The following is a 21,525-nucleotide window of genomic DNA, read 5'->3' as shown; positions in this document are numbered from 1 at the left end:
TGGGACAGCGAGGACATCGTCTCTCTCCGCCTGACGCTCCTCAGGACGACGACATGGCCGTCCTCGCTGTCACGCGCACCCCGGCCTACGGCAGTCGCCAGTCCACCGGCTGGGAGCCCTGCCGGACAAGCAGGTCGTTGGCCCTGCTGAACGGCCGTGAGCCGAAGAAACCGCGGTCCGCCGACATCGGCGAGGGATGGGCCGACTCGATCGCCGGAAGTTCCCCCAGCAGCGGCCGCAGATTGCGCGCGTCACGCCCCCACAGGATGGACACCAGCGGTTTGCCGCGCGCGGCCAGCGCCCGGATGGCCTGATCCGTGACCTCCTCCCATCCCTTGCCCCGGTGGGCCGCAGGCTTGCGGGGGGCCGTCGTCAACGCCCTGTTGAGCAGCAGCACACCCTGCTCGGTCCATGGCGTGAGGTCCCCGTTGGACGGCCTGGGCAGTCCGAGGTCGGAGTGCATCTCCCGGAAGATGTTCTCCAGACTGCCCGGCAAGGAACGCACCTCGGGCGAGACTGCGAAACTCAACCCGATGGCCATTCCCGGCGTGGGGTAGGGATCCTGGCCGACGATCAGGACGCGGACGTCGTCGAAGGGCTGCTGGAAGGCCCGCAGGACGTTCTCCCCGGCCGGAAGGTAGGTCCGGCCGGCCGCTATCTCGGCCCGGAGGAAGTGCCCCATCTCAGCGATACGTTCGCCCGCGGGTTCAAGAGCCTTCGCCCAGCCGGCTTCGACAAGTTCATTCAAGGGTCGTGGTGCCACAGCGCGTCACCCTACTGGCACACACCGGGGTCCCGCACAACGCGGAAGCCCCTCACGCACCGACGCCGCCCTCGGCGTTACTCTTCCTCCTCATCGAGGTCATCGAGCCGGTCCGGCAGAGCGCGCAGTCGGTCACCGGGCAGGAGGGGAGCCTGATGCCGCGTCCAGTGATCAAGCCCGGCTCCGGCATCCTCGCCGTGGACTCCGGCGGGTCCGGTCTGCGGGTGGCGCTGGGAACCGTCGAGCGGGGCGCACTCGCCCGGCGTGCGTCCCAGGTGCCGGTGGGCATCGGCGCGCGGGGCATCGACCCGGACCGGCTGATGGCACAACTGGCGCCTCTGGTAAGGGCGTTGACGGCCGAGACCGGAACATCGCCGCCGACCACGGCCGTCGTGGGCGCGGCGGGGCTCGGCACACTGGGCGAGGCCCTGCGCGCCGAGCTTCCCGGCGCGCTGGCACGGGAGTTCGGCGTCCGGACGACCGCGCTCGCGGCCGACGCCGTCACCGCCTACGTGGGCGCGCTCGGGTCCCGGCCTGGTGCCGTGGTGGCGGCGGGCACGGGCCTGATCGCCATCGGCACCGACCTGACGGCTTGGCAGCGGGCGGACGGCTGGGGCCATCTGCTGGGCGACTGCGGGGGCGGTGCGTGGATCGGGCGGGCCGGGCTGGAAGCCGCGCTGCGCGCCCACGACGGGCGTCCCGGCGGGTCGGCTGCGCTCCTGGTCAGCGCCGAACAGCAGTTCGGGCCGATGGCCGGGCTGCCCGGTCAGCTCTACCCCCGCCCGGACCGGGCGGCCGTCCTCGCCTCGTTCGCGCCACAGGTGGCCGCGTGCGCCCAGGACGACACCGTCGCCGCCGGCATCCTGCGCGCGGCGGCCCGGCACCTCGCGGAGTCGGCCGCCGCGGTGTGCCCGACCGCCGGAGCGTCCCGGATCGCACTGACCGGGGGCCTGTTCCACATCGGCGATCCACTGCTCCACCCCGTGGAGGAGGAACTCGCGAGACGGTTGCCGCATGCCCTGCGGGTGCCGCCCGAGGGCGATCCGCTGGACGGCGCCGTGCGCATCGCCATCGCGCTGGCGACGGACACGCTCACGCTGCCGAGCGAGAACTCGCTGCTGACGGTGGTGCGGCAGGCGTAACGCATCGTGATGCATCGCGCGTAGGGGCCGTACGTCATGGTCCAAATGGGGGATTACCTCGGATTACCTCCTTCGAGGGCAAGTCGCCCGGAAAACACTCTGATCACTTCTGATCCGCACGTAACTCATCAGACAAAACCGGACGGATACCGCTCACGTGCACCCTCCCCGAACAGGGGAGCCCAAGAAGCCAGTAACATGCGTCGCCATGAGCTCCCCCACTGGGCCCGCGTCCGGCCTGCCAGTACGAATGCCGCGACCTCGCCAGCCCGGGCGGCACCGCCGACCCGAGCCTTTGGCGGCTCCCGAGGGCGCGCCCGCGCTCGTGCTCGCGGTGCCGGGCACGCCCAGCATCGCCACGCGCGGCCTCGCCGAGGAGATCGTGAGCATCGCCCGCTCCGAGCTTCCCGGCCTCGACGCGCGCATCGGATACCTCGACGGGGACGACACCGAGTTCCCCACCCTGCAGGCCGTGCTCACGTACGCCGCCGAAGAGCGCACCGCCCGCTTCGAGCAGGCCCGTGCCGCCGGTCTGGACGTCAAGGAGCCCGACGGCCCCGTGGCCGTCGTCGTGCCGCTGCTGGCCGGCCCCGACGGCGCGCTGCTGCGCCAGGTCCGCCAGGCCGTCATGGAGAGCCGGATCGCGGCCGAGCTGACCGATGTGCTCGGCCCGCACCCGCTGCTCGCCGAGGCGCTGCACGTGCGGCTGTCCGAGGCCGGTCTGGCCCGCGCGGACCGCGCCCGGCTGTTCACCGTGGCGACGGCCGCGGACGGCATCGTCCTGGCCTCGGTCGGCGGCGAGGAGGCCGTGCAGGCCGCCGGGATCACCGGCATGCTGCTCGCCGCGCGGCTCGCCGTGCCGGTGATGGCCGCGGCTCTCGACCAGGAGGGCTCCATCGCCTCCGTCGCCGAGCAGCTGCGGTCGTCGGGCTCGCAGCAGCTGGCGCTGGCGCCGTACCTGATCGGCCCGGAGATCGACGCCACGCTGGTCCACGAGGCCGCCAAGGAGGCCGGCTGTGCCGCCGCCGAGGCGCTCGGCCCGTACCCGGCCATCGGCAAGCTCGCGCTGGCCAAGTACACGACCGCCCTCGGCATCGCCCCGCCGCAGCCGCAGGGCGCGCCGGTCCGCTGAAGCGTTCGTCGCAACGCCGTACCACGCGAGGGGGCCCGCTCCATCAGGAGCGGGCCCCCTCGCGTGGTCGGCTCTGCCCGCCGCGCTGCGTGGGCAGGGCTCAGCCGAGGACCACGCAGGACGCCGCCGGGACCGGGATCGAACCGCCGCGGCGGGGCAGTCCGGTCGCCCGGTCCACGGTGAACCAGGTGACGTCGCCGGAGCGTTCGTTCGCGACGTAGAGGAAGTCGCCGGACCCGGAGACCGCGATGGCGCGCGGCCAGTGCCCGGCGCAGGGCACGGTGCCGACCAGCCGCAGTGTCTCCCCGCCGTCCTCCACGGCGAACACGGACAGGACGTCCTCGCCGCGGGTGGCCGTCCAGGCGAACCGGCCGTCGGGCGAGACGACGAGGCCCGAGGGGTAGGCGTCCCCGGCCGGTGCGCCGGGCAAGACGGCGGTCTCGGCCAGCGGCTTCAGTGAGCCGTCCGAGGCGTCCCAGCGGCAGACGGTGACCGTCGGGGTGAGTTCGTTGACGACGTAGGCGTACCGGCCGCCCGGGTGGAAGGCCAGGTGGCGCGGTCCCGAGCCGGGGCGCAGCGCGTGCTCGCGGTGCAGCACGGGGCTGCCGTCGCGCAGGGCGCACACCCGCACGGAGTCCGTCCCCAGGTCCACGCTCACCGCCCAGCGCGCGCTCGGGTCGGGCTGCACCTGGTGGGCGTGCGGGCCCTGCTGGCGCCGGGTGTGCGGGCCCGAGCCGGTGTGCCGCAGCACGCCGGAGGCGACGCGGGCGAGGGTGCCGTCGGCGAGGACCGGGACGGCGGTGACGCTGCCGGAGCCGTAGTTGGCGGTGAGGACGTGTCCGTCGAACACGGCGAGGTGGGTGGGGCCGCTGCCGTCCACCGGCACGGGCGGTCCGGCCTGTTCCGGCACATCGCCCGTGACCCGGTAGGCGGCCACCGCGCCGTCCGCCGTCTCGCTGACCGCGTACAGCGTGTCCCCGGTGGCCGACAGGGCCAGGTAGGAGGGGTCCGGTACGCCGTTCACGCTGCTCAACGGGGTCAGTGCGCCATTGGCCGGGTCCACGGCGGCGGCCACGATCCCGGGCCCTCCAGCCGCCGTGAACGAGCCGATGAACGCCCGCCGTCGCCTTCCGCCGAGGTCTGCCACCGCTGTCCCCTCCCGGGTCGCCGCTGTCGCTGCTGACGCTGTTGCTCGGGGTGACGGTAGCAGTCGATCACGAGCGGTCTAGACCAGGCACGCGATCTCGTCCGCCGGGGCTCGCGACGCCCGGGCGACCGGCAGGCGACGCTCAGGCGCCCATCGGGACCCGGACGGAACCACGAAGGGGCACGGCGAGTTCGAGGAGTGCCTGTTCCAGGGCGTGCAGATGGGACAGGGCGTGCGGCTGGGACAGACCATGCAGAGGGGCCAGACCGGGCGGATGGGCCAGGCCGTGAGGATGGGTCAGACCGTGCGGATGGGTCAGGGCCGGCTCGGCCGGAGCGGCGCGCGGGGGCTCGGCGGCGGTCTGCGCGGGGCGTGCCCGTCCGTCGGCCGGTAGGGCGGTGAGCGCCTCGACCGCGGCCTCGACCCGTCGGCAGGCGGCGACGAGGCGGGCGTCGTGCGAGGCCTCGGGGTCCGCTGCTACGGAGGCCAGTGCGCGCACCTCACGGGCGCAGTCGTCGAGCAGCGCGAGCACGTGCCGGGCCCGGGCCCCGCGCGCCCGCAGCGGGCTCAGCGGATGCACCAGCGGCGCCAGCGACAGCCGGACCCGGGCGAGGATCTGCTCCAGCTCGATCACGCGCCGGGCCGGGTCCGCCGTCGGGGAGCCGGCGAGCCGGGCGGCGGCCTCGGCGGTGCAGGCGTGCACACAGCGCAGCGCCCGCTCCACCCAGGCGTCGGTGACGGAGTGCGTGGTCACCGGGAGCACCAGCAGCACCGCCGGCACCGCTCCCAGCGCCCCGACGGCGGTCTCGGTCACCCGCAGGGCGAGCAGGGCCGGATCGAGCAGGCCGAGCAGGCCGTAGAGGGCGCTGGCCATGACCGTGACGGCGAGCATCATCCACGTGTAGGAGACGGCGGCGGAGTAGAAGATCCCGAAGACGCTGATCGCGACGATCACGGCGGTCGCCACCGGATCCCCGTGCAGGGGGACGGCCACCAGCAGGCCCAGAACAATCCCGATCACGGTCCCGAGGAACCGCCGGAACCCTCGGACGAGCGTCTCGCCGCGCGAGGTGGTGTTCACGAACACCCACCAGGTCGCGCCCACCGCCCAGTACCACCGCTGGTCGGACAGCGCCTGCCCGACGACGAGGGCGATCCCGGCCGCGACGGTCGCCTGCATCGCCTGCCGCGTCGTGATCCGCGCCAGGCCCGTACCGCCGGTCGGCGCGGCGACGGCCACCGGCGCAGGCGAGCGGCGCTCGTAGCACCACAGGCCGAAGCGCACCGCCGAAGCCGCCCCCAGCGACATCAGCACCGCCGCGTACAGCTCCGGCAGCTGGGCGGGGACGGTCTGCAGGAACTGGGCGGCGAAGAAGGTCATGAACGCGAACACGCCGAGCGAGTGCCCGCGCGGCCCCCAGCGCCGCGCGTACGCCCCGGCCCCGACGACGGCGAGGAAGGCCAGGTCACGGGCGACGGGCGTGTCGTGCAGGACAGCTGCGAGAGCGAGCACCGGCAGCCCGACGACGGGGAGCAGCGCGGTCGTGACGGCCTGCCCGCGCACCGTCGGGTCGGTCACCGTGAACAGGGCGAGCAGTGCGGCCAGACCGCCGGTGACGGCGGCCGTCAGCGAATGCCCGGCCAGCCCGCACAGGGCGACGGCGAGCCCGATGCCGAGCACCGCCCGGGAGGCGAACCGCAGCCGCGCGCGCCCTGGATCCGGTGCGACGAACGCCCTCTTCAGCAAGCTGCCCCGCCCTTTCCCCACCTCGGCGCGCCGCGACGACGCACCCTGACCTGGCATGACCTGACCTGGCATGCCGCACGACATGAGAAAGGCGCCGCGGAGTCCGCAGCGCCATCGATGGGGACATCTCAGCATCCGGAGGGCTGGTGGTTCAACAGGCGAGGAAAGCACTGGGCCAATGGCCCACTCCGGGCGGGACTTCCCTCGCCGTCGGCCGACCAACGGCCCACTCGGTTCAGTGACCCAGTCCGGCGCCTCCGTCGACCGGGATGACGGCGCCGCGCACATAACCGGCGCCGGCCAGGAACACGACCGCGTCGGCGACCTCGTCCGGGTGGGCCGGGCGGCCCGCCGGGGTCCGGCCGAGCAGGTTCCGGCGCTGTTCCTCGGTGAGCGCACGGCTCATGTCCGTCTCGGTCAGTCCGGGGGCCACCACATTGCAGGTGATGTCCCGGGCGCCGAGTTCATGGGTCAGTGAGCGGGCGAATCCGACCAGCCCCGCCTTCGCCGCCGCGTAGTTGGTCTGCCCGGCGGCCCCGTGCAGTGCCGCGGTGGAGGACATCAGCACGATCCGGCCATGGCCCTGCCCGAGCATCCCGCGCATCGCGCGCCGGACGACCCGGAAGGCTCCGGTGAGGTTGGCGTCGATCACGGAGGTGAAGTCCTCCTCGCTCATCCGTACCAGCAGCCGGTCGCCGGTGACGCCGGCGTTGGCGACCAGGACCGTGACCGGACCGTGGGCGGCCTCGGCCTCCTTGAAGGCCTGGTCCACCTGCCGGCCGTCCGTCACGTCGCACCGCACGGCGAGGAGGTCCTCGCCCGGGGGCGGCCCGTCGCCGCGGCAGGTGACCGTGACCCGGTCTCCCGCGGCCGCGAAGCGGCGGGCCACGGCCAGCCCGATGCCCCGGTTCCCGCCGGTCACGAAGACCGACCGGGCCGCCCTGTCCTGCCTGGTCCCCGCCATGTCACCGCTCTCCGCTGCCACTGCCACTGCCACTGTCGACGCTTGCGCCGCCGGTCTTGCGTGGGCGCAGCCCCACGGCGGCCACGACGAACCCGACGAAGGCCAGGACCGCGATCCAGAAGGTGGCCGCGTACATCGCGTCGAGGAAGGCGCGGTCGGCGGTGGCGGCCAGCTCCGGCAGCCGCAGCGAACCGGCCAGCGAGCGCGCCGCCTCGGCCGAGGTCCGGGCCCGTTCCGCGGCGCCGGGCGACAGCCCCTGTGCAGCCGTGGGCAGCGTGGCGTCCGCCATGCGCTCCCGGTACACCCCGGAGAGGATCGAGCCGGCCATGGCCACCCCGAGCGTCCCGCCGACCTGCCGGGTGACGCTGTTGACGGCCGATCCGGCGCCCGCGAGCTGTGCGGGCACCGCGCTCATCATCACGGCCGTGACCGGTGTGCCGACCAGGCCCATGCCGAAGCCCTGGACCCACAGCAGCGCGACGACGACCGGGATGGGGGTCCGTCCGTCGAACCACAGATAGCCGACGTACGTGGCGGCCGTGACGAGGACTCCGGCCGCGACCGTCCAGCGGGCCGACAGCAGTCTGCTCAGCGCCGGGGAGGCCTGGCTGCCCAGGAGGATGCCGACCGCGGCGGAGATCATCACGGTTCCGGCGTCGGCCGGGGAGAGCCCGCGGGGCCCCTGGAGGTAGAAGGCCGCGTAGAACAGATGCCCGGCCAGGGCCAGGAACGCGATCAGCAGCACCACGCTCCCGGCCGTGAACCCGGGCTGCCGGAAGAGCCGCAGGTCCAGGCTGGGCGCCGGGGATCTGCGCTGGCCGGCGACGAAGGCCGTGAGCAGCGCACCGCCCAGGACGAGGGGCAGCAGGACGTGTGCCCCGTGCCAGCTGCGGCCGTTGCCGAGCTCGATGATGCCGTAGACGACACCGCCGAGGCCGAGGACCGACAGCGCGAGGCCGGGCAGATCGAGCACCCTGCGCACCGGGCCCTTCAGCGCGGGCACCACGGCCACCACCCCGGCCAGGCACAGGGCCACGATCGGCACGTTGACCAGGAAGACCGAACCCCACCAGAAGTGGCTGAGCAGGGCCCCGCCCGCGACCGGGCCGACGGCCACGCCCAGGGCGCTGGAGGAGCTCCAGATCGCGATGGCCCGGGTGCGTCTCTCCGGCGGGGTGCTCTGCACGATGACCGACAGGGTCGCGGGCATCAGCAGCGCACTGCCCGCGCCCATGAAGGCGCGCGCCACGATCAGCCGGCCCGCGCTCCCGGCGAACGCGCCGACCCCGGAGGCGACGCCGAACAGGGCGAGTCCGGCGAAGAGGGTGGCCCGCGGGCCGAAGCGGTCGGCGAGCGCGCCGCCGGCGAACAGGGTGCCGGCGAACACCAGGGTGTAGGCGCTCGCGACCCACTCCAGCTCGGCGGGGGTCGCGCCGAGTCCCCGGTCCGGGTCGGCCAGCGTGGTGACCGCCACGTTGAGGATCGAGGTGTCCAGCCAGATCAGCATCTGGGCGCAGACGACGACCACCAGGACGGGCCAGGACCGGGGAGTCGCCGCCGCTTTCGTGGTCTCCTCGGTGCGGCTCACGGCGCTCATCGGGTGCCCCCGTCCGCTGTCGGGCGGATGCCGTCGGCGTTCCCGTAGGTGCGCAGCGCGCGCTCGACGAGCGCGTCGGCCGCGCCCGTGTACCGGGCCGGGTCGAGGAGTTCCGTCAATCGGTCCGGGGTGAGGCGGGCGATCAGTTCGGGACGGCCCGAGAGCACGTCGGCGAGCGGGCGGCCGCTGCTGTCCGCCCCGGCCGTGGCGGCGGTCAGCACCTGCTTCGCCCGTGCCTTGCCGAGTGCGGGGGCCAGGGCCACCGTCAGCCGTTCGGCGACGATCGCACCGCCGGTCAGTTCGAGGTTGGCGAGCATCCGCTCCGGATGCACGACCAGCCCCTCGGCGAGTTCCACGGCGGTGTGCGCGGCCCCGCCCGCCAGCCGCAGCGCCTCCCGCAGCGGCTGCCACTCGGCGTGCCAGGCCCCGGCGGGCCGCTCGTCCTCGGCGAGCATGCACTGGGCCAGGACGAGGGCGTGGGCGGGTACCTGACGGGCGGCCGACACGATCAGTGTGGCGAGCGCGGGGTTGCGCTTCTGCGGCATCGCCGACGAGCCCCCGCGTCCGGCCGCCGCCGGCTCGGACAGCTCGCCGATCTCGGTGCGCGACAGCGTCTGCACATCGAGCGCGAACTTCCCGAGCGCCCCGGTGACCTGTTGGAGCACGGCGCCCAGGTCAGCGACGGGCGTGCGCGCGGTGTGCCACGGGAGCACCGGTTCGGCCAGCCCCAGCGCCTGCGCGAACGGCCGCAGCAGCTCCACCGCGTTCTCGGCCCTGCCGCCGTCCAGCACCGCGTACTCGCCGTATGCGGCGAGGGTGCCCGCCGCGCCGCCGAGCTGGGCCGGGAGGGTGGATGCGACGGCCCGTACACGGGCCAGGGCGTCGCCGACCGAGTGGAGCCAGCCGGCCGCCTTGAGGCCGAAGGTCGTGGGCACCGCGTGCTGGGTCAGGGTGCGTCCGGCCAGCACGGTGTGGCGGTGGGTGTCGGCCAGCGCGGCGAGGGCGGCGCGGACGCGGTCCAGGTCGGTGGCGATCAGGCCGAGCGCCCGGCGGGCGATCAGCATGGCCGCCGAGTCGAGGATGTCCTGGCTGGTGGAGCCGCGGTGCACATACTCGGCGGCGGCCGGGTCCCGGGCGGCGACCGCCTCGGTGAAGGCGGCGACGAGTGCGACCACCGGGTTGGCCGTGGCCCGTGCCGCCCGGGCCAGGGCGACCGGGTCCAGCCGGTCCTCGCGGGCCGCCGTGCGAATCGTCTCCACCGCGGCGGCCGGGGTGAGCCCGACGGCGAACTGGGCCCGGGCGAGCGCCACTTCGACGTCCAGCATGGCCTGCAGCCATGCCTCGTCGGTCACCTCGGCCGCGACCGGCGTGTCCGCCCAGGTGGGGGCGAGCAGGCCCGCGTCGGTACCCGCGGACAGCACGTTCACGCTCATCGACTCCCTACGTCTCGTAGCTGATGTCTCGTATCTGATGTCTCGTCAAAACCTTGCTGAACATGGGCACTTATGCTTCCGGGAGCAGCAGCGCGGCCCGTGCGATCGCGTCCGAGTCCTCCAGCGTCACCGAGCCGACGCCGGGTCTGACGCCGACCGCCGTCACCCAGCGCACCCCTTCCGTCGGCACGCCGAACGCGAAGCGGCGCGGGTGGGCCCGGCCCGCCGCGTCGACCAGCCGGGCCGCGCCGCCGGTCACGGCCAGTCCGCCCGTCTCGTGGTCCCCCAGCCGGTAGGGGCCGCAGGCGCCGGCCGCCAGCAGCCCGGTCAGCAGGGGGTTCGCGCTGCGCCGTACGTCGACGGCGGGCAGCCGGGCCTCGATCAGCGTGCCGACGAACACCGGTGGCTCGGCGACCAGTTCCGCGTCCACGAGGAACCCGCCCGCGCGCGCCGACGGCCGTACCCGCATCCCCGGGCCGAGGAGGTGGAGCGTCCCGGCCTCGATCAGCGCGATCAGCTGCTCGATGCGGAAGGCGGGCGGGCCGATCGAGGTGAAGGCGTTCAACGGCGTGTACCAGCCGTCGAGTTCGGCGCGGTAGGAGTCGCCGGGGACCCCGCCGTGGTCGACGACGAGCCTGATCTCGTTGCGCAGGTCCCGCAGGGCGTCCAGGGCGGCCTTCAGCGGCCCGCTCACATTGCCCAGCCGGGCCTCGGCGAGGTCCCGCCGCAGATACTCCAGCAGCCAGTGCCGGAACTCGTCGCGGCCGGCGAAGGTCCGCTCGCCGTAGGGGCGCTCGATGCGCCGCCAGTCCCAGCGCTCGCCGGCCGGCACCGCGTACCGGTCCAGCAGCAGCTCCTCCGGGCACCGGCCGGCGAGCGTGGACCGGACGAACTCCTCGGCGGCCCAGGTCCCGTGGGCGGCGCGGATCCACGCCTCGTAGTAGACGGTGCGCACCTCACGGTCGATCAGCGGCCAGAGCGCGTCGCGGAAGGCGACGGGACGCCCGTCGTCCGCCCGTCGCCGCAGCCCGGCGATGACTTCGGCCGTGAGGAAGCGGGGGTGGTGGCGGCCGAGCGCGCCCTTCTCGTTCTCGCCCCGGGCGTGGTAGGGCACCCCGCGCCGTGAACCGGCGTACAGCACCGGCTCGTTGCCGCTCGGGAGGTAGACGAGGCCGGTCTCGCTCTCCTTGAACGTGCCGCCGCGGCCCTCGGTCAGCAGCGCCAGGTGGTCGAAGAAGTTGAGCCCGAGGCCGCGCAGGGCGACGGGCGTGCCCGACGCGATCCCGCTCAGCCGGGCGTCGGCCGGATTGGCGGGACCGACATAGGTCGCGCCGTGCCGGTCGGCGAAGTCGGCCAGTGCCAGTTCTTCCTGGTCGGGGGTCAGCTCCCCGTGGCCGAGGGCCAGCACCACGGCGTCCGCCCCGGTCAGTCGGCCGCCGTCCGCCAGGGTGACCGTCTGCCGTCCGTCGGGCGTGTCGTCCAGCGCGACCGCCGTCGAGCGGTGCGGGTGGACCGTCACCTCCTCGGGTGCGGTGCGTAACAGGTGCTGGAAGACCCACTCCAGGTAGTGGCCGTGGAAGGCCCGGGTCGGGTAGGTGTCCGGGCCGAGCCGCCGCGCCTCGTCCAGGACCCGGTCCGGGTGGTCGCCGACGCGCTGCCCGATCGTGCGCGCCCATTCGTAGAGGCTGGGCCCCGGCACGGACGGCCCGGCGCAGGCCACGCTGTCGTCGGTGAACAGGGTCACCTGGGAGGCGACCGTGTTCATCAGCAGCTCGCCCGGCTGGTCGGTGCGCCACACCGCGCCCGGACCGGGCGGGTAGGGGTCGACGAGGTGCACCGCGACCGGCCGGCCGGTGCCCGCGGCGTTGGCACAGATCCGTTCCAGGACCGACAACCCGCGCGGACCGGCCCCGATCACGCACACCGAGAGGGCGCCGACGGGGTGGGTCATTCCTGGCCCAGCCCGTCACGCCAGCTCGGCCGCAGCGGCTTCCAGCCCAGCGCCGACCGGGCCCGGTCGGCCGCCGCCCCGCGTGCCGCGGTGAGCTGGTGGGCCATGAACCAGCCGAGCAGCCGGGGCGCCATCGCCGCCGGGATCGTGCGCGGGGGCGGGGCGCCGAGCGCACGGGCGTACTGCGGCAGCCACTGCGCGGCCGGGGCCGGTTCGTCGTCCGCGAGGTGGAAGACGCCGGTGGCCGCCGACTCGACGGCCGCGACCGCCGCCCCCACGGCGTCCTCGACGTGCAGGAACGAGGTGATCCCGGCCCCGCCCTCGGGCAGCGGGAGCTTCCCGGCCAGCACCCGCTGCCCGGTCCCGCCGTCCCGCGCGTACGCGGTGCCGGGGCCGTACAGCGTGCCGTACCGCAGCACCAGGCCGCCCAGGTCCTCGCTGTTCGACACCAGCCGCTCCAGCTCGGCGACGGCCCGCACGGTGGCGGCCCAGCCCGGATCCGGGGCGTCCTCGTACAGCGGCGCGTCCTCGTCGAGGACGGCGGGCCCGACGGGGGCGGCGGCGAAGGCGATGGACTGCGCGACCAGTCGCCGGGCGCCGGCCGCGCGGGCCGCCTCGACCAGGTGGGCGGTGCCCTCGGTGCGCAGCCGCGCCGTCCGCGCGAAGGCCTCCGGAGGGTCGTCGCGCAGCAGCCGCAACGCCGACAGCTGGTGGACGACCACCTCCGGCCGGGCGGCCGAGACCGCCGACACGACCGCCTCGCGGTCGAGGGCGTCGGCGACCACGACCCGGTCCGCGTCCGGGGCCCGCGACTCCTCCCGCACCAGCGCGCTCACCTCGTGGCCGCGGGCCCGCAGCGCGCCGACCAGCGGACGTCCGACCACTCCGGTGGCCCCTGCGACGAGTATCCGCACGGCTCAGCCCTCCGTCCTGGACACGACCGGACCGGCCACCCGCATCAGCAGCCGGCACGCCCTGTCGCCGTCCCGCAGACAGCTCTCGGCCCGGTTCTCGGTCAGGGTCACGCCGAGCCCCTCGGACCAGCCCGCGTGGATGTCGGTGCACGGGCACCGGTAGCCGTCCAGCGAACCGGCCATCCGGACCATGGTGACGGCGAAGTTCCGCTTCATGGTGAGGACGATCAGGTCGTCGTCCTCGACCTCGGTGGAGGCGTTGCGCAGTTCCGGCGGGAACATCCGGTCGCCGCACTCGTCGTAGCGGCGGCGCAGCTCCTCCACGTCCTTGCCGGTGTCCCCGCTGTCGGGGAGCGCGCCGGAGAGCCGGGCCACCCGCTGCCCGACGTGCAGGGCGACCTTGCGCAGCGCCTCGGCGTTGATCTCGTTCGCGGCCTGCTGTCCGAAGCGCGCGGCCACGCCCTGGTACCAGTGGGCGTCGTGCTGCCACCACAGCCGGTACGCCTCCCCCGCCCGCGCGCGGTGGTTGACGCCGTCGGCGTCCGTGTTCGTGCTCATGCGTGCTGCTCCTCGGCGGCGACGGCGGCGAACCGGTCGCGCATCACTCGTTTGAGAACCTTGCCGGTGGCGCCCTTGGCCACGTCGTCGGGTTTCATCCGCAGGGCGCGGTGCACCGGGGGGAATCCGGCCTCGGTCAGCACCGCGTTGACCCGCGCGGTCCACGCCTCGTCGTCCGCACCGCCGTTCTCGCCCTGCTCTTCGTCGAGTCGGTCGTCGGCGAGTTGGAGGAGGACGTACGCCTCGGCCTCTCCGTCGCCGTCCCAGTCCGCGCGGACGCCGTCCGGGGCCACGCCGACGACCGTGCAGTCCGCCAGTTCGGGAGTCGCGGCCAGCAGGAGTTCCTCGGTGCGGGTGCTGTAGACGATGCCGGCGCGGGTGCGGACCGCGTCCGGCACCCGGTCGAGGTGGTAGAAGTTGCCGTCCTCGTCCCGGTGGGCGAGGTCCCCGGTGAGCCAGTAGCCGCCGAGCCGCAGCCGGTTCCAGGTCAGCGAGTCGTTCCAGTAACCGGGCGTGAGGGTCGGGGACTTGAGGCCGAGACGGCCGACCTGGCCGGGCGGCAGCGGGGTGCCGTCCTCGGCGAGCACGGCGGCCTCGGCGAAGCTGATCGGCTTGCCGACGCAGCGCGCGTAGGCGGCGGTGTCCTTGGTGTGGCGGTTGTGGAAGACGGAGTAGCCGGCCTCCGAGGAGCCGAGCCCGTCCACGAAGACCGAGCCGTCCACCCGTACGCGGCTCAGGTCCCGGCGGATCTCGAGGTGGCTGCCGTGCTGGACGAGCGCCCGGATGTGCGCCTCGTGCGCCGCGTCGCCGGTGTTGAACCACACCTGCACGCTCGACAGGTCGCGCTTCGACAGGTCCTCGGCGGCCATCTCGCCGAACGTGCCGGCGAAGGCCAGCACCGTGGTCGGCCGGAACTCCTCGACGCCGTCGAGCACTTCGGCGCCGCGCTGGCTGGAGAGGAGCTTGATGTCGGTGTGCAGCAGCAGGCAGTAGAGCAGGGTCGCCACCATGGCGTTGTGGGCGCCCGGCAGGCCCACAAGGGTGCGTTCCATGTCGGTGCCGGTGGAGTAGCGCAGCCGGTGCAACTGCGCGTACATCAGCGTCCGGTGGGTGTGCGGCACGCCCTTGGGCAGGCCGGTGGTGCCGGAGGAGTGCGAGATGAGCACCGGGTCGCTCGGGTCGTGCCGGTACGGGTACGCCTGCGGCAGCGACTCGCGGTGCTCCGGAAGGATGTCGTCGGCGGTGACGCAGAAGCCGAGGCCCGGGTCCGATCCCGACAGCACCTCGTGGTGCGCCCGGTCGGCGAACGCGCCGACGGCGCCCTGTCGACGCACGTACGCGCGTGCCGTGTCCGGGGCCAGATTGCCGTTGACGAACGACGGGATCGCGCCGAGGGACGTCAACGCCAGGAAGTTCACGGCGAACTCGACGCTGGAGAAGGAGTGGACGGCGACCGGGTCGCGGGGGCGCAGGCCCCGGGCCGTGTACCAGCCCGCGTACGTCTCGACGATCTCGCACAGCCGGCTCAGCGTCAGCGCCGTGGGACGGCTGCCGTCCGGCGCCCGCCAGGTGCCGTCCGTGCGCAGCACGGGCTCGTCGAGCGGACGGCCGTACGCCCGCAGGCGTTCCAGGACGTTGCCGGCGCCCAGTTCGGTGTCGGAGCAGATCCGGGCCCGCTCCTGTCTACTGATGAGCATGGGTCTTCGTCTCGTTCCTTCCGGCGGGGGCCCGCACGGGTGAGTCCGTGCCGGCGGTGAGGATGAGTTCGGCGGGGCCGCGCCGTGCGCCGGGCTCCGTCGCCAGGAGCCGGCTGCCGCCGTCCCGCAGCAGTCGGCGATGGGCGGCGGCCAGGTCGAACAGGCCCGCGATGCTTCCGTGGTGCCGGGGCTCCCCGGCGGTGTGCGCGGGGCGGGCGGTGTCGTCGGCCGGCTCGGCCGAACGGACCGTCACCGGGGTCCCGGCGTCGGGACGGCCGAGGAGCAGCGCGGCCGCGAGGCCCGCGGACGCCGGGAGGCGTGGGACCGGTCGGCCGCTGTCGGCGGCGAGTTCCCGGTGCACGGCGGCCAGCCGCGCGCCGCCGCCCAGTTCCACGCCCAGCACCAGGACACGGTCCAGCTCCGGGTCCTCCAGGAGCAGGTCCGCCAGGGCGAGCAGCTCGGTCGCCGGGTCGTCGAGGGTGGAGACGCTGAACATCTGCCCGGTGATCTGGAACTGCCGACTGATGTGGCCCAGCACGGAGTTGGGGGTGGCCTGCATGAACAGCAGCGGGTTGTGGACCTTCCCGGAGACCATGCGGCTGCTGGCCAGGTCGGCGGTGGTGGTGTCACCGGTCAGGGCGGCCAGCGCGACGGCGGTGCGTGCGCCGTCGCCCGGGCGCTCGGTCAGACACCGGCTGCTCACCTCGTAGGCCAGTGGGCTGAACGCGGACTCCACGAAGCCGGGCAGCTTCGGCAGCGTGATGTCGTCGTCCGCCCCGGTGCCATGGGTGGCGGTGGCGGCGGCGAGGACGCCGAGGGGGGAGCGCAGCAGGGGCTCGGTCGTCATGGCCGCTCCAGGACGAGTGCGGTGTTGGCGCCCCCGAAGGCGGCGTTGACGGTGAGGGCCCGGCGCAGATCGGCCTGGCGCGGCCGGTTCGGCACGTAGTCGAGGTCGCATTCCGGGTCCGCGGCGGTGTATCCGGCGGTCGGCGGCAGCACGCCGTCCGTGAGGGCCAGCAGCGTGATCACGAACTCCACGGCGCCGGCCGCCTCCAGGAGGTGGCCGGTGGTGCTCTTGGTGGAGCTGACCGGTATCGACTCGGCGTGCTCGGGGAAGGCGGCCCGCAGTCCGCGGGTCTCGGCCCCGTCGTTGTACTTGGTGCCGGTGCCATGGGCGTTGACATAGCCGAGGGCCGCCCCGTCCGGGTCGCCGGCGAGCCGGGTCGCCTGGCGGGCCGCGCGGGCGAGGCCGGCGCCCTCCGGGTGCGGCTGGGCGATGTGGTGGGCGTCCGTCGCCGCGCCCCAGCCCACCACGGACGCCAGCGGCCGGGCGCCGCGCCGCCGGGCGTGCTCGGCGGACTCCAGGACGACGACCGCCACCCCGTCGCCGAGCAGCAGTCCGCTGCGGTCGGCGCTGAACGGGCGCACCGTGCCGTCCCGGGACAGCGCCCGCCCGGAGTCGAACTTCCCGAAGGTCTCCTCCTCCACGAGGTACCCGCCCGCGCAGACCGCCACGTCGGTCCGGCCCGAGGAGATCAGCCGGCAGGCGTGCACGATCGCCGCGGCGGAGGCGACACAGGCGTTGGTGAAGGTCAGTCGCGGCCCGGTGAGTCCGAGGCCGTCGGCCAGCGCCTCGGTGAGCCGGGCGGGAACGGCGTCGGACAGCGGCGTCCTCCCGCCGGTCGGGGAACCCGCCTCCGCCCGCCAGTACCGGGTGACGGCGGTGTGGTCGCCGGCGATGCCGAGCAGGACCGCCGCCTCGGCGCCCGGGCGCAGGCCCGCCATGTCGAGGGCCTGGACGCCGCACAGGTCGAGCGCGTGGCGCAGGGCCAGGTCCTCGACCGCTTCGGGTCCGTCGGGGGCGGCGGCCGCCATCGGCGTACGGTACGGGCCGGTGTCGAACCTCGTGGTGGGGGCGAACGAGTGGACTCCCGCAAAGACCCCGCGCCGAAGGGCTTCGGCTCCGGTGCCGAACGCGGTGCGGACGCCGAATCCGGTCACCGTGACCTCAGCGCTCATCGCGCTCGCCCCCTGCGGCCGGGGCCGACGCGGCGGCGCTCAGGTAGTCGGTGAGCCGCCGCAGCGAGGTGAGTCGGGCGATGTCCTCGTCGCTGGGTTCCACGACCAGGCCGTAGCGCTCCTCCACCACATGCAGGAGCCACACCAACCCGAGGGAGTCCAGGACGAGTTCGGCGTCGTCGCCGAGGTCGTCCGGCAGTCCCGGGAAGACGTTCCGGTCCGCCAGCAGCTCCCGGACGGAAGCGGTGGTGAAAGGGTCCGTCCTCATGCCTTCGCACCGCGTCGGACGACCTCGGTGACCAGCCCGCCGAGCGTCAGGGAGGCCAGTGGCTCGATGTCGGTGTCCGGGATCTCCACGGCGAACCGTGACTCCAGCCGCAGGGTGAGCTCGATCAGGCTCAGCGAGTCCACGTCCAGCCCGCCGACGGTCACCGGGCTCTCGTCCGTGATGCCGTCGCGGCTGGTCAGGATGTTCATCTCGTCGATGACCGATGTCAGGACGAACTCGCGGATCTCGTCTTCCAGGGTCGACGTACTCATGATCAATGTCTCCAGTGAGTGATTTCGGGGAAGGTGCAGCACCCCAGGGGCGCGGGGGGCTCAACGCGCGGGGGGCTCAACGCGCGGAGCGCAACGCCGCCGCCTGGCGCAGCAGCTTCCCGTTGGACGTGCGGGGCAGGGTCTCCAGCAGCCGTACGACCCGGGGCAGCTTGTAGTCGGCCAGCCGCTCCCGGCACCAGCGCAGCAGTTCCTCCGCGGACGGCTGCCCGGCCCCGGCGGTCACCGTGACGTAGGCCTCGGTGACGTCCTCGTGGACCAGGACGGCCTGTTCGACGGCCGGGTGCTCCCGGAGCACGTTCTCGACCTCGACGAGGTCGACCTTGAGGCCGCCGATCACCACGAGGGAGTCGGCGCGGCCGTGCACCCGTACCGCTCCGGAGGCGTCCACGGTGGCCCGGTCCCGGGTGTGCAGCCATCCGTCGGCGTACTGCGCGCCGCCGGAGCCGAAGAGGTACGGCGACTGCGCCAGCGCGACGTCCAGTTCGCCGTGGTGCTCGCGCAGCACCACGCCCGGGGCGGCCCGGCCGACCGCGGGCCGCAGTGCGCCGCTCGTGTCCATGGCGACCACCCCGGACTCGGTGGTCCCGTAGGACTCGCCGACCCGCACTCCGTAGCGTTCGGCGAACCGGGCGGCGACCGGTGGGGGCATCAGCTCGCCGCCCGACACCGCGACCCGCAGTTCGGGCAGCGCGGGCGGGTCGACGGCGGCGGCGAGCAGTTCGTAGTGCATCGGCACTCCGAACAGGGCGGTGACGCGGTGGTCGACGGCGGTCCGCAGGATGTCGCGGGCGGAGATCCGAGGGGCGAAGACGACACAGACCCCGGCGGCCAGGGAGTGCAGCAGTCCGGCGACCAGGCCGAAGCTGTGCGCGGTCGAGCTGAGCAGCAGCAGCCGGTCGCCGCGGCCCGGCATGCCGGCGACCCCGGCGAACCGGTCGACCTCCTCGGTGAGCGACCGGGCCGTCCTGCCGATCACCTTCGGCCGCCCGGTGGAGCCCGAGCTGAACTGGACCAGCCGGTGGTCGGTGGCGGCCGGCCGGCCGCCGCCCTGGCGTTCGGTGAGGACCTCGTACTCGGACCGGAATCCGAACGTCGCCCGGACGTTGGCGCCCGCGCTGACCATGAACTGCGGCCGGCAGGAGGCGCGGAGTCCGGCGACCTCGGCCGGTTTCAGCCGGAAGTCGAAGAGCAGCACCTGGGCGCCGAGCCGCCACAGCGCGAGCAGCACCTCGACCTGGGTGAAGCTGGGCGGCGTCCGCAGACCGACGGTGCTGGCGGGGCCGATGCCGTAACCGGCGAAGACCGCGGCCTGTTTGGCCACCCGCTCGCGTAACTCGCCCCGGGTGACGGTCTCCTGGCGGTGGATCAGATAGGGGAGGCCGTCGTCGTCCTGTGCGTCGAAGAGGCTCTGGACCGCCTCCTCCAGGGAGTCGTCCATGGGCTCTCAGACCTCCTTGCAGAACTCGCCGATGGGCAGGCCCACATGGCGCTTGTCCGCGGCCAGGTAGCCGAGCAGTTCGTCGCCCGCCTGCAGTTCGGTGACGTTGAGGACCTTGCCGCCCGGGCCGAGGACCCGTACGTGCCAGTCGTCCTGCACGGTCAGGCTGACGAGTCGGCCGTCCTCGGCGTGGGTGCGGATCTCCAGGAGCGGCCGGGACTCCAGCTTGGCGCGGCCGACCACCACCCGCCGGGTCCGCCCGTCGGCGCCGACCGCCAGCAGGGCGCTGCCGGAGCCCACCTCGCTGAGGTAGTTGGTGCGGTTGTCGGGGCCGAGCGTGTACGAGTGCAGGGCGCCGGCGTTGACCCGGAACGGCCTGGTCGGCATGTACGGCAGCGGGTGGGTCTCGGAGCAGCACAGAACGAACCCGGAGGAGTAGGAGCCGACGAGGATGCCCTCGTCCTCCTCGAAGTGCGAGCAGGTGTCCACGCAGACCCGGTCGCCGAGGCCGACGTGCCGGATGCTCTCCACGGTGAGCGTGGACAGCTGCAGCTGGGGTGTGGTGGCCTCCAGCAGCCGGGCCAGCGCGAACACGTCGTCGGCGCCGCGGGGCGTGAACAGGATGCCGTCCGAGCCGCGTTCGAGCACGTCGAAGACGATCGCGGCCTCTTCCAGTCCGTCGACGACGGTCACCAGTTTGCCCTCGGCGGACTCGGCCGCGGCGAGGACGATCTCCAGCGGGATCTTGGTCGGGTCGGCGAAGTGGATGACGGTGTACGGCAGCGCCATGGCGCCGGAGCAGGACAGTCTCAGGGTGCGGTCGTCGCGTACGCCGATGAAGCCGGCGACGGGGGCACCGCTGCCGGTGGCGGTGGCGCGGTTGGCGGCGGCCAGGGCGTCCAGCTCGTCCTGGGTGCCGAACTTCCGCAGGAGGAGGTCGATTCCGGCGGCGGCGGGAGTGGAACTCGGGGCGCTCGCCTCGGACTTGGCGTCCTTCGGTTCCTTACCGTCCTTGTCGCCGGGCTTCTTCGCGGCGACCGTCGCGGCCGGGGCGGGGCCCTCGGTGACCAGCACCCGGGTGACGGTCGGGGGCAACGTACCGAGCAGTTCCGCGTCGGCGGAGACCACCCCGGCCATCCGGGCGTGGACGGCGGCGTCGACCACGGCCTGGAGCTGCGGACGGGGGACTTCACGGAGATCGATCCACGCGAACCTCATGCGACACCTGCCACCATCGTCGAGTAGTTGCCGTTCGTTGATGTCATGCTCATGCCACTCTGGATGCCGTCGCCGCCGTGCACGACCGCGGAGAGCCGGGACACCAGCGCGTACGGGGAGGTCGAGGAGAAGATCCGGCGGCCGACGGCCAGCCCCTGACAGCCGGCGGCCATGACCGCGGCGCCGTACTCGACGAGGTCGGAGTCGTCCGGCGGACCGCCCGCTGCGAGAACGGGGATGGGGCTGCCCGCCACCACTTCGGCCATCCGCTCGATCGGCAGCGCCACGGAGGTCTTCACCATGTCCGCGCCCAGGTCGGCGGCGACATTGGCCAGATGGGCGAGGAGGGCGGGGTCGCGCGGGTCCTCGATCCGGGGGCCGCGCGGGTAGACCATCGCGATCAGCGGCATGCCCCAGGCCTCGCAGGAACGAGCCACCGCGCCCAGATCGGCGAGCTGCCGGGACTCGGTGTCCGAGCCGATGTTCACATGGACGCTCACCGCGTCCGCGCCAAGCCGCAGCGCCTCCTCGACGTCGGCGACCAGCACCTTGGCGTGGACGTCGGCGGAACAGGCGGTGCTGGCGCTCAGATGCACCACCAGCGCGCAGCGCTTGAGGATGTCCGGCGCGAAGGAGCGGGCCCGTCCCTTGTGGACGATGATCCCGTCGGCCCCGCCGTCCACCAGCGCGCGCAACAGGTCGTCCCACTTGTCGGCGGGGACGATCGGACCGTCCGAAACGCTGTGGTCGAGGGGCACGAAGAGATGCCGGCCGTCCCCCGCCAGCGAAAGTCTTCTCAAGCGTAATAACTTGCCGGTTTTCAGCATGGGTAATGCGCCTTCCCAGCTTGGAGGCCGCATTCAGGAATGTCGGACCGATGCAGTCTGATGCGGTCGCCATGTCCGAAAAACGATGGTCATAGAACTTTCAAGTTCCCCCCGGATCAGCATTCCGTGAGTGATCAGCCGTTGGCAAGGCGTAATCGACCCCAAATATTCATGCCCTCCGCCGCATGACTATTTGACAGCGTTCTGATAGGTAGGACGGGTTGACGTGGCCCACGAGTGCTGTTCGGGTGTTTTCTATGCACCTTGGGCCGGTCTGCCCGGACCCATGGCCGCATCGGAGGCTTTACAGCGGTGTCACGTGTAATTTGGGCCGCTATTCCGGAGAGAACCGCAGGGAACCCAAGAGAACCGCGGGGAACCGGAGAGAAGAATTCGGCCAGAAGGCTTCCCGGCTGA

The 21,525-nt window shown here is 73.5% G+C and carries 19 protein-coding genes; 2 read left to right on the top strand and 17 right to left on the bottom strand.

Annotated features, from left to right (window positions below; translation table 11 throughout):
* Nucleotides 1–85 precede the first annotated feature (85 nt).
* On the bottom strand, nt 86–763 hold the full coding sequence (locus tag ABZ725_RS15115) for a uracil-DNA glycosylase (protein WP_358803125.1): 678 nt from the start codon (nt 761–763) through the stop codon (nt 86–88).
* Nucleotides 764–918: 155 nt separating this feature from the next.
* On the opposite strand from ABZ725_RS15115, the gene ABZ725_RS15110 reads away from it, so the two are divergent.
* Together ABZ725_RS15110 and ABZ725_RS15105 are read left to right on the top strand one after the other, a co-directional pair.
* Nucleotides 919–1,905, top strand: a complete 987-nt coding sequence (locus ABZ725_RS15110; RefSeq protein WP_358803124.1) for a BadF/BadG/BcrA/BcrD ATPase family protein — start codon at nt 919–921, stop codon at nt 1,903–1,905.
* A gap of 208 nt (nt 1,906–2,113) precedes the next feature.
* Nucleotides 2,114–3,037, top strand: a complete 924-nt coding sequence (locus ABZ725_RS15105) for a hypothetical protein (RefSeq protein ID WP_351912887.1) — start codon at nt 2,114–2,116, stop codon at nt 3,035–3,037.
* Between the two features lie 100 nt (nt 3,038–3,137).
* Here the strand turns inward: ABZ725_RS15105 and ABZ725_RS15100 are convergent, their stop codons facing one another.
* The 16 genes from ABZ725_RS15100 to ABZ725_RS15025 all read right to left on the bottom strand — a co-directional run bounded on the left by ABZ725_RS15100 (nt 3,138) and on the right by ABZ725_RS15025 (nt 21,108).
* A complete protein-coding gene (locus ABZ725_RS15100) occupies nt 3,138–4,184 on the bottom strand; it encodes a lactonase family protein (RefSeq protein ID WP_358803123.1) in 1,047 nt (348 codons plus the stop codon).
* Nucleotides 4,185–4,326: 142 nt separating this feature from the next.
* Entirely contained in the window at nt 4,327–5,931 is a 1,605-nt protein-coding gene (locus ABZ725_RS15095) for an FUSC family protein (RefSeq protein WP_358803122.1), read from the bottom strand.
* Nucleotides 5,932–6,166: 235 nt separating this feature from the next.
* The gene (fabG, locus tag ABZ725_RS15090; RefSeq protein ID WP_358803121.1) at nt 6,167–6,895 is read right to left on the bottom strand and encodes a 3-oxoacyl-ACP reductase FabG; all 729 of its coding nucleotides are present in this window, start codon (nt 6,893–6,895) and stop codon (nt 6,167–6,169) included.
* A 1-nt stretch (nt 6,896) separates the two neighbouring features.
* The gene (locus tag ABZ725_RS15085; RefSeq protein ID WP_358803120.1) at nt 6,897–8,492 is read right to left on the bottom strand and encodes an MFS transporter; all 1,596 of its coding nucleotides are present in this window, start codon (nt 8,490–8,492) and stop codon (nt 6,897–6,899) included.
* Complete coding sequence (locus tag ABZ725_RS15080) at nt 8,489–9,925, bottom strand: adenylosuccinate lyase family protein (RefSeq protein WP_358803119.1); 1,437 nt, start codon at nt 9,923–9,925, stop codon at nt 8,489–8,491. Before ABZ725_RS15080 ends, ABZ725_RS15085 begins: the two co-directional genes overlap by 4 nt.
* Nucleotides 9,926–9,995: 70 nt before the next feature.
* Nucleotides 9,996–11,876, bottom strand: a complete 1,881-nt coding sequence (locus tag ABZ725_RS15075) for an FAD/NAD(P)-binding protein (RefSeq protein WP_358803118.1) — start codon at nt 11,874–11,876, stop codon at nt 9,996–9,998.
* Nucleotides 11,873–12,790, bottom strand: a complete 918-nt coding sequence (locus tag ABZ725_RS15070) for an NAD(P)-dependent oxidoreductase (protein WP_358803117.1) — start codon at nt 12,788–12,790, stop codon at nt 11,873–11,875. The genes ABZ725_RS15075 and ABZ725_RS15070 overlap by 4 nt, the downstream gene beginning before the upstream one ends.
* A 3-nt stretch (nt 12,791–12,793) precedes the next feature.
* Nucleotides 12,794–13,348 carry a hypothetical protein gene (locus tag ABZ725_RS15065; RefSeq protein ID WP_358803116.1) on the bottom strand — a complete coding sequence of 185 codons (555 nt, stop codon included), beginning with the start codon at nt 13,346–13,348 and terminating at the stop codon, nt 12,794–12,796.
* The gene (locus ABZ725_RS15060) at nt 13,345–15,045 is read right to left on the bottom strand and encodes a long-chain fatty acid--CoA ligase (protein WP_358803115.1); all 1,701 of its coding nucleotides are present in this window, start codon (nt 15,043–15,045) and stop codon (nt 13,345–13,347) included. Before ABZ725_RS15060 ends, ABZ725_RS15065 begins: the two co-directional genes overlap by 4 nt.
* Entirely contained in the window at nt 15,032–15,892 is an 861-nt protein-coding gene (locus tag ABZ725_RS15055) for a hypothetical protein (RefSeq protein ID WP_358803114.1), read from the bottom strand. The genes ABZ725_RS15060 and ABZ725_RS15055 overlap by 14 nt, the downstream gene beginning before the upstream one ends.
* Nucleotides 15,889–17,064 carry a beta-ketoacyl-[acyl-carrier-protein] synthase family protein gene (locus tag ABZ725_RS15050; protein WP_358803113.1) on the bottom strand — a complete coding sequence of 392 codons (1,176 nt, stop codon included), beginning with the start codon at nt 17,062–17,064 and terminating at the stop codon, nt 15,889–15,891. The genes ABZ725_RS15055 and ABZ725_RS15050 overlap by 4 nt, the downstream gene beginning before the upstream one ends.
* Entirely contained in the window at nt 17,054–17,332 is a 279-nt protein-coding gene (locus ABZ725_RS15045; protein ID WP_358803112.1) for an acyl carrier protein, read from the bottom strand. Before ABZ725_RS15045 ends, ABZ725_RS15050 begins: the two co-directional genes overlap by 11 nt.
* The gene (locus ABZ725_RS15040; RefSeq protein WP_351916319.1) at nt 17,329–17,604 is read right to left on the bottom strand and encodes a phosphopantetheine-binding protein; all 276 of its coding nucleotides are present in this window, start codon (nt 17,602–17,604) and stop codon (nt 17,329–17,331) included. Before ABZ725_RS15040 ends, ABZ725_RS15045 begins: the two co-directional genes overlap by 4 nt.
* Nucleotides 17,605–17,680: 76 nt before the next feature.
* Entirely contained in the window at nt 17,681–19,063 is a 1,383-nt protein-coding gene (locus ABZ725_RS15035; RefSeq protein WP_358803111.1) for a class I adenylate-forming enzyme family protein, read from the bottom strand.
* 6 nt (nt 19,064–19,069) lie between these two features.
* A complete protein-coding gene (locus ABZ725_RS15030; RefSeq protein WP_358803110.1) occupies nt 19,070–20,281 on the bottom strand; it encodes a 3-dehydroquinate synthase II family protein in 1,212 nt (403 codons plus the stop codon).
* The gene (locus ABZ725_RS15025; RefSeq protein WP_358803109.1) at nt 20,278–21,108 is read right to left on the bottom strand and encodes a 2-amino-3,7-dideoxy-D-threo-hept-6-ulosonate synthase; all 831 of its coding nucleotides are present in this window, start codon (nt 21,106–21,108) and stop codon (nt 20,278–20,280) included. The genes ABZ725_RS15030 and ABZ725_RS15025 overlap by 4 nt, the downstream gene beginning before the upstream one ends.
* Between the last annotated feature and the right edge of the window lie 417 nt (nt 21,109–21,525).

This window comes from Streptomyces sp. NPDC006872 (assembly GCF_040635845.1).
GTDB lineage: Bacteria > Actinomycetota > Actinomycetes > Streptomycetales > Streptomycetaceae > Streptomyces.
The sequence above is the reverse complement of the archived record's forward strand: the minus strand, read 5'-3'. Positions and strand labels throughout refer to the sequence as shown.

Excerpts from the sequence above, each read along its gene's own strand:
- ABZ725_RS15035 (WP_358803111.1), bottom strand. The coding sequence starts at position 19,063 with ATGGACGACTCCCTGGAGGAGGCGGTCCAGAGCCTCTTCGACGCACAG.
- ABZ725_RS15030 (WP_358803110.1), bottom strand. The coding sequence starts at position 20,281 with ATGAGGTTCGCGTGGATCGATCTCCGTGAAGTCCCCCGTCCGCAGCTC.
- ABZ725_RS15075 (WP_358803118.1), bottom strand. The coding sequence starts at position 11,876 with ATGACCCACCCCGTCGGCGCCCTCTCGGTGTGCGTGATCGGGGCCGGT.
- ABZ725_RS15105 (WP_351912887.1), top strand. The coding sequence starts at position 2,114 with ATGAGCTCCCCCACTGGGCCCGCGTCCGGCCTGCCAGTACGAATGCCG.
- ABZ725_RS15045 (WP_358803112.1), bottom strand. The coding sequence starts at position 17,332 with ATGAGGACGGACCCTTTCACCACCGCTTCCGTCCGGGAGCTGCTGGCG.
- ABZ725_RS15050 (WP_358803113.1), bottom strand. The coding sequence starts at position 17,064 with ATGAGCGCTGAGGTCACGGTGACCGGATTCGGCGTCCGCACCGCGTTC.
- ABZ725_RS15080 (WP_358803119.1), bottom strand. The coding sequence starts at position 9,925 with ATGAGCGTGAACGTGCTGTCCGCGGGTACCGACGCGGGCCTGCTCGCC.
- ABZ725_RS15065 (WP_358803116.1), bottom strand. The coding sequence starts at position 13,348 with ATGAGCACGAACACGGACGCCGACGGCGTCAACCACCGCGCGCGGGCG.
- ABZ725_RS15110 (WP_358803124.1), top strand. The coding sequence starts at position 919 with ATGCCGCGTCCAGTGATCAAGCCCGGCTCCGGCATCCTCGCCGTGGAC.
- fabG (WP_358803121.1), bottom strand. The coding sequence starts at position 6,895 with ATGGCGGGGACCAGGCAGGACAGGGCGGCCCGGTCGGTCTTCGTGACC.
- ABZ725_RS15085 (WP_358803120.1), bottom strand. The coding sequence starts at position 8,492 with ATGAGCGCCGTGAGCCGCACCGAGGAGACCACGAAAGCGGCGGCGACT.
- ABZ725_RS15025 (WP_358803109.1), bottom strand. The coding sequence starts at position 21,108 with ATGCTGAAAACCGGCAAGTTATTACGCTTGAGAAGACTTTCGCTGGCG.
- ABZ725_RS15060 (WP_358803115.1), bottom strand. The coding sequence starts at position 15,045 with ATGCTCATCAGTAGACAGGAGCGGGCCCGGATCTGCTCCGACACCGAA.
- ABZ725_RS15040 (WP_351916319.1), bottom strand. The coding sequence starts at position 17,604 with ATGAGTACGTCGACCCTGGAAGACGAGATCCGCGAGTTCGTCCTGACA.
- ABZ725_RS15055 (WP_358803114.1), bottom strand. The coding sequence starts at position 15,892 with ATGACGACCGAGCCCCTGCTGCGCTCCCCCCTCGGCGTCCTCGCCGCC.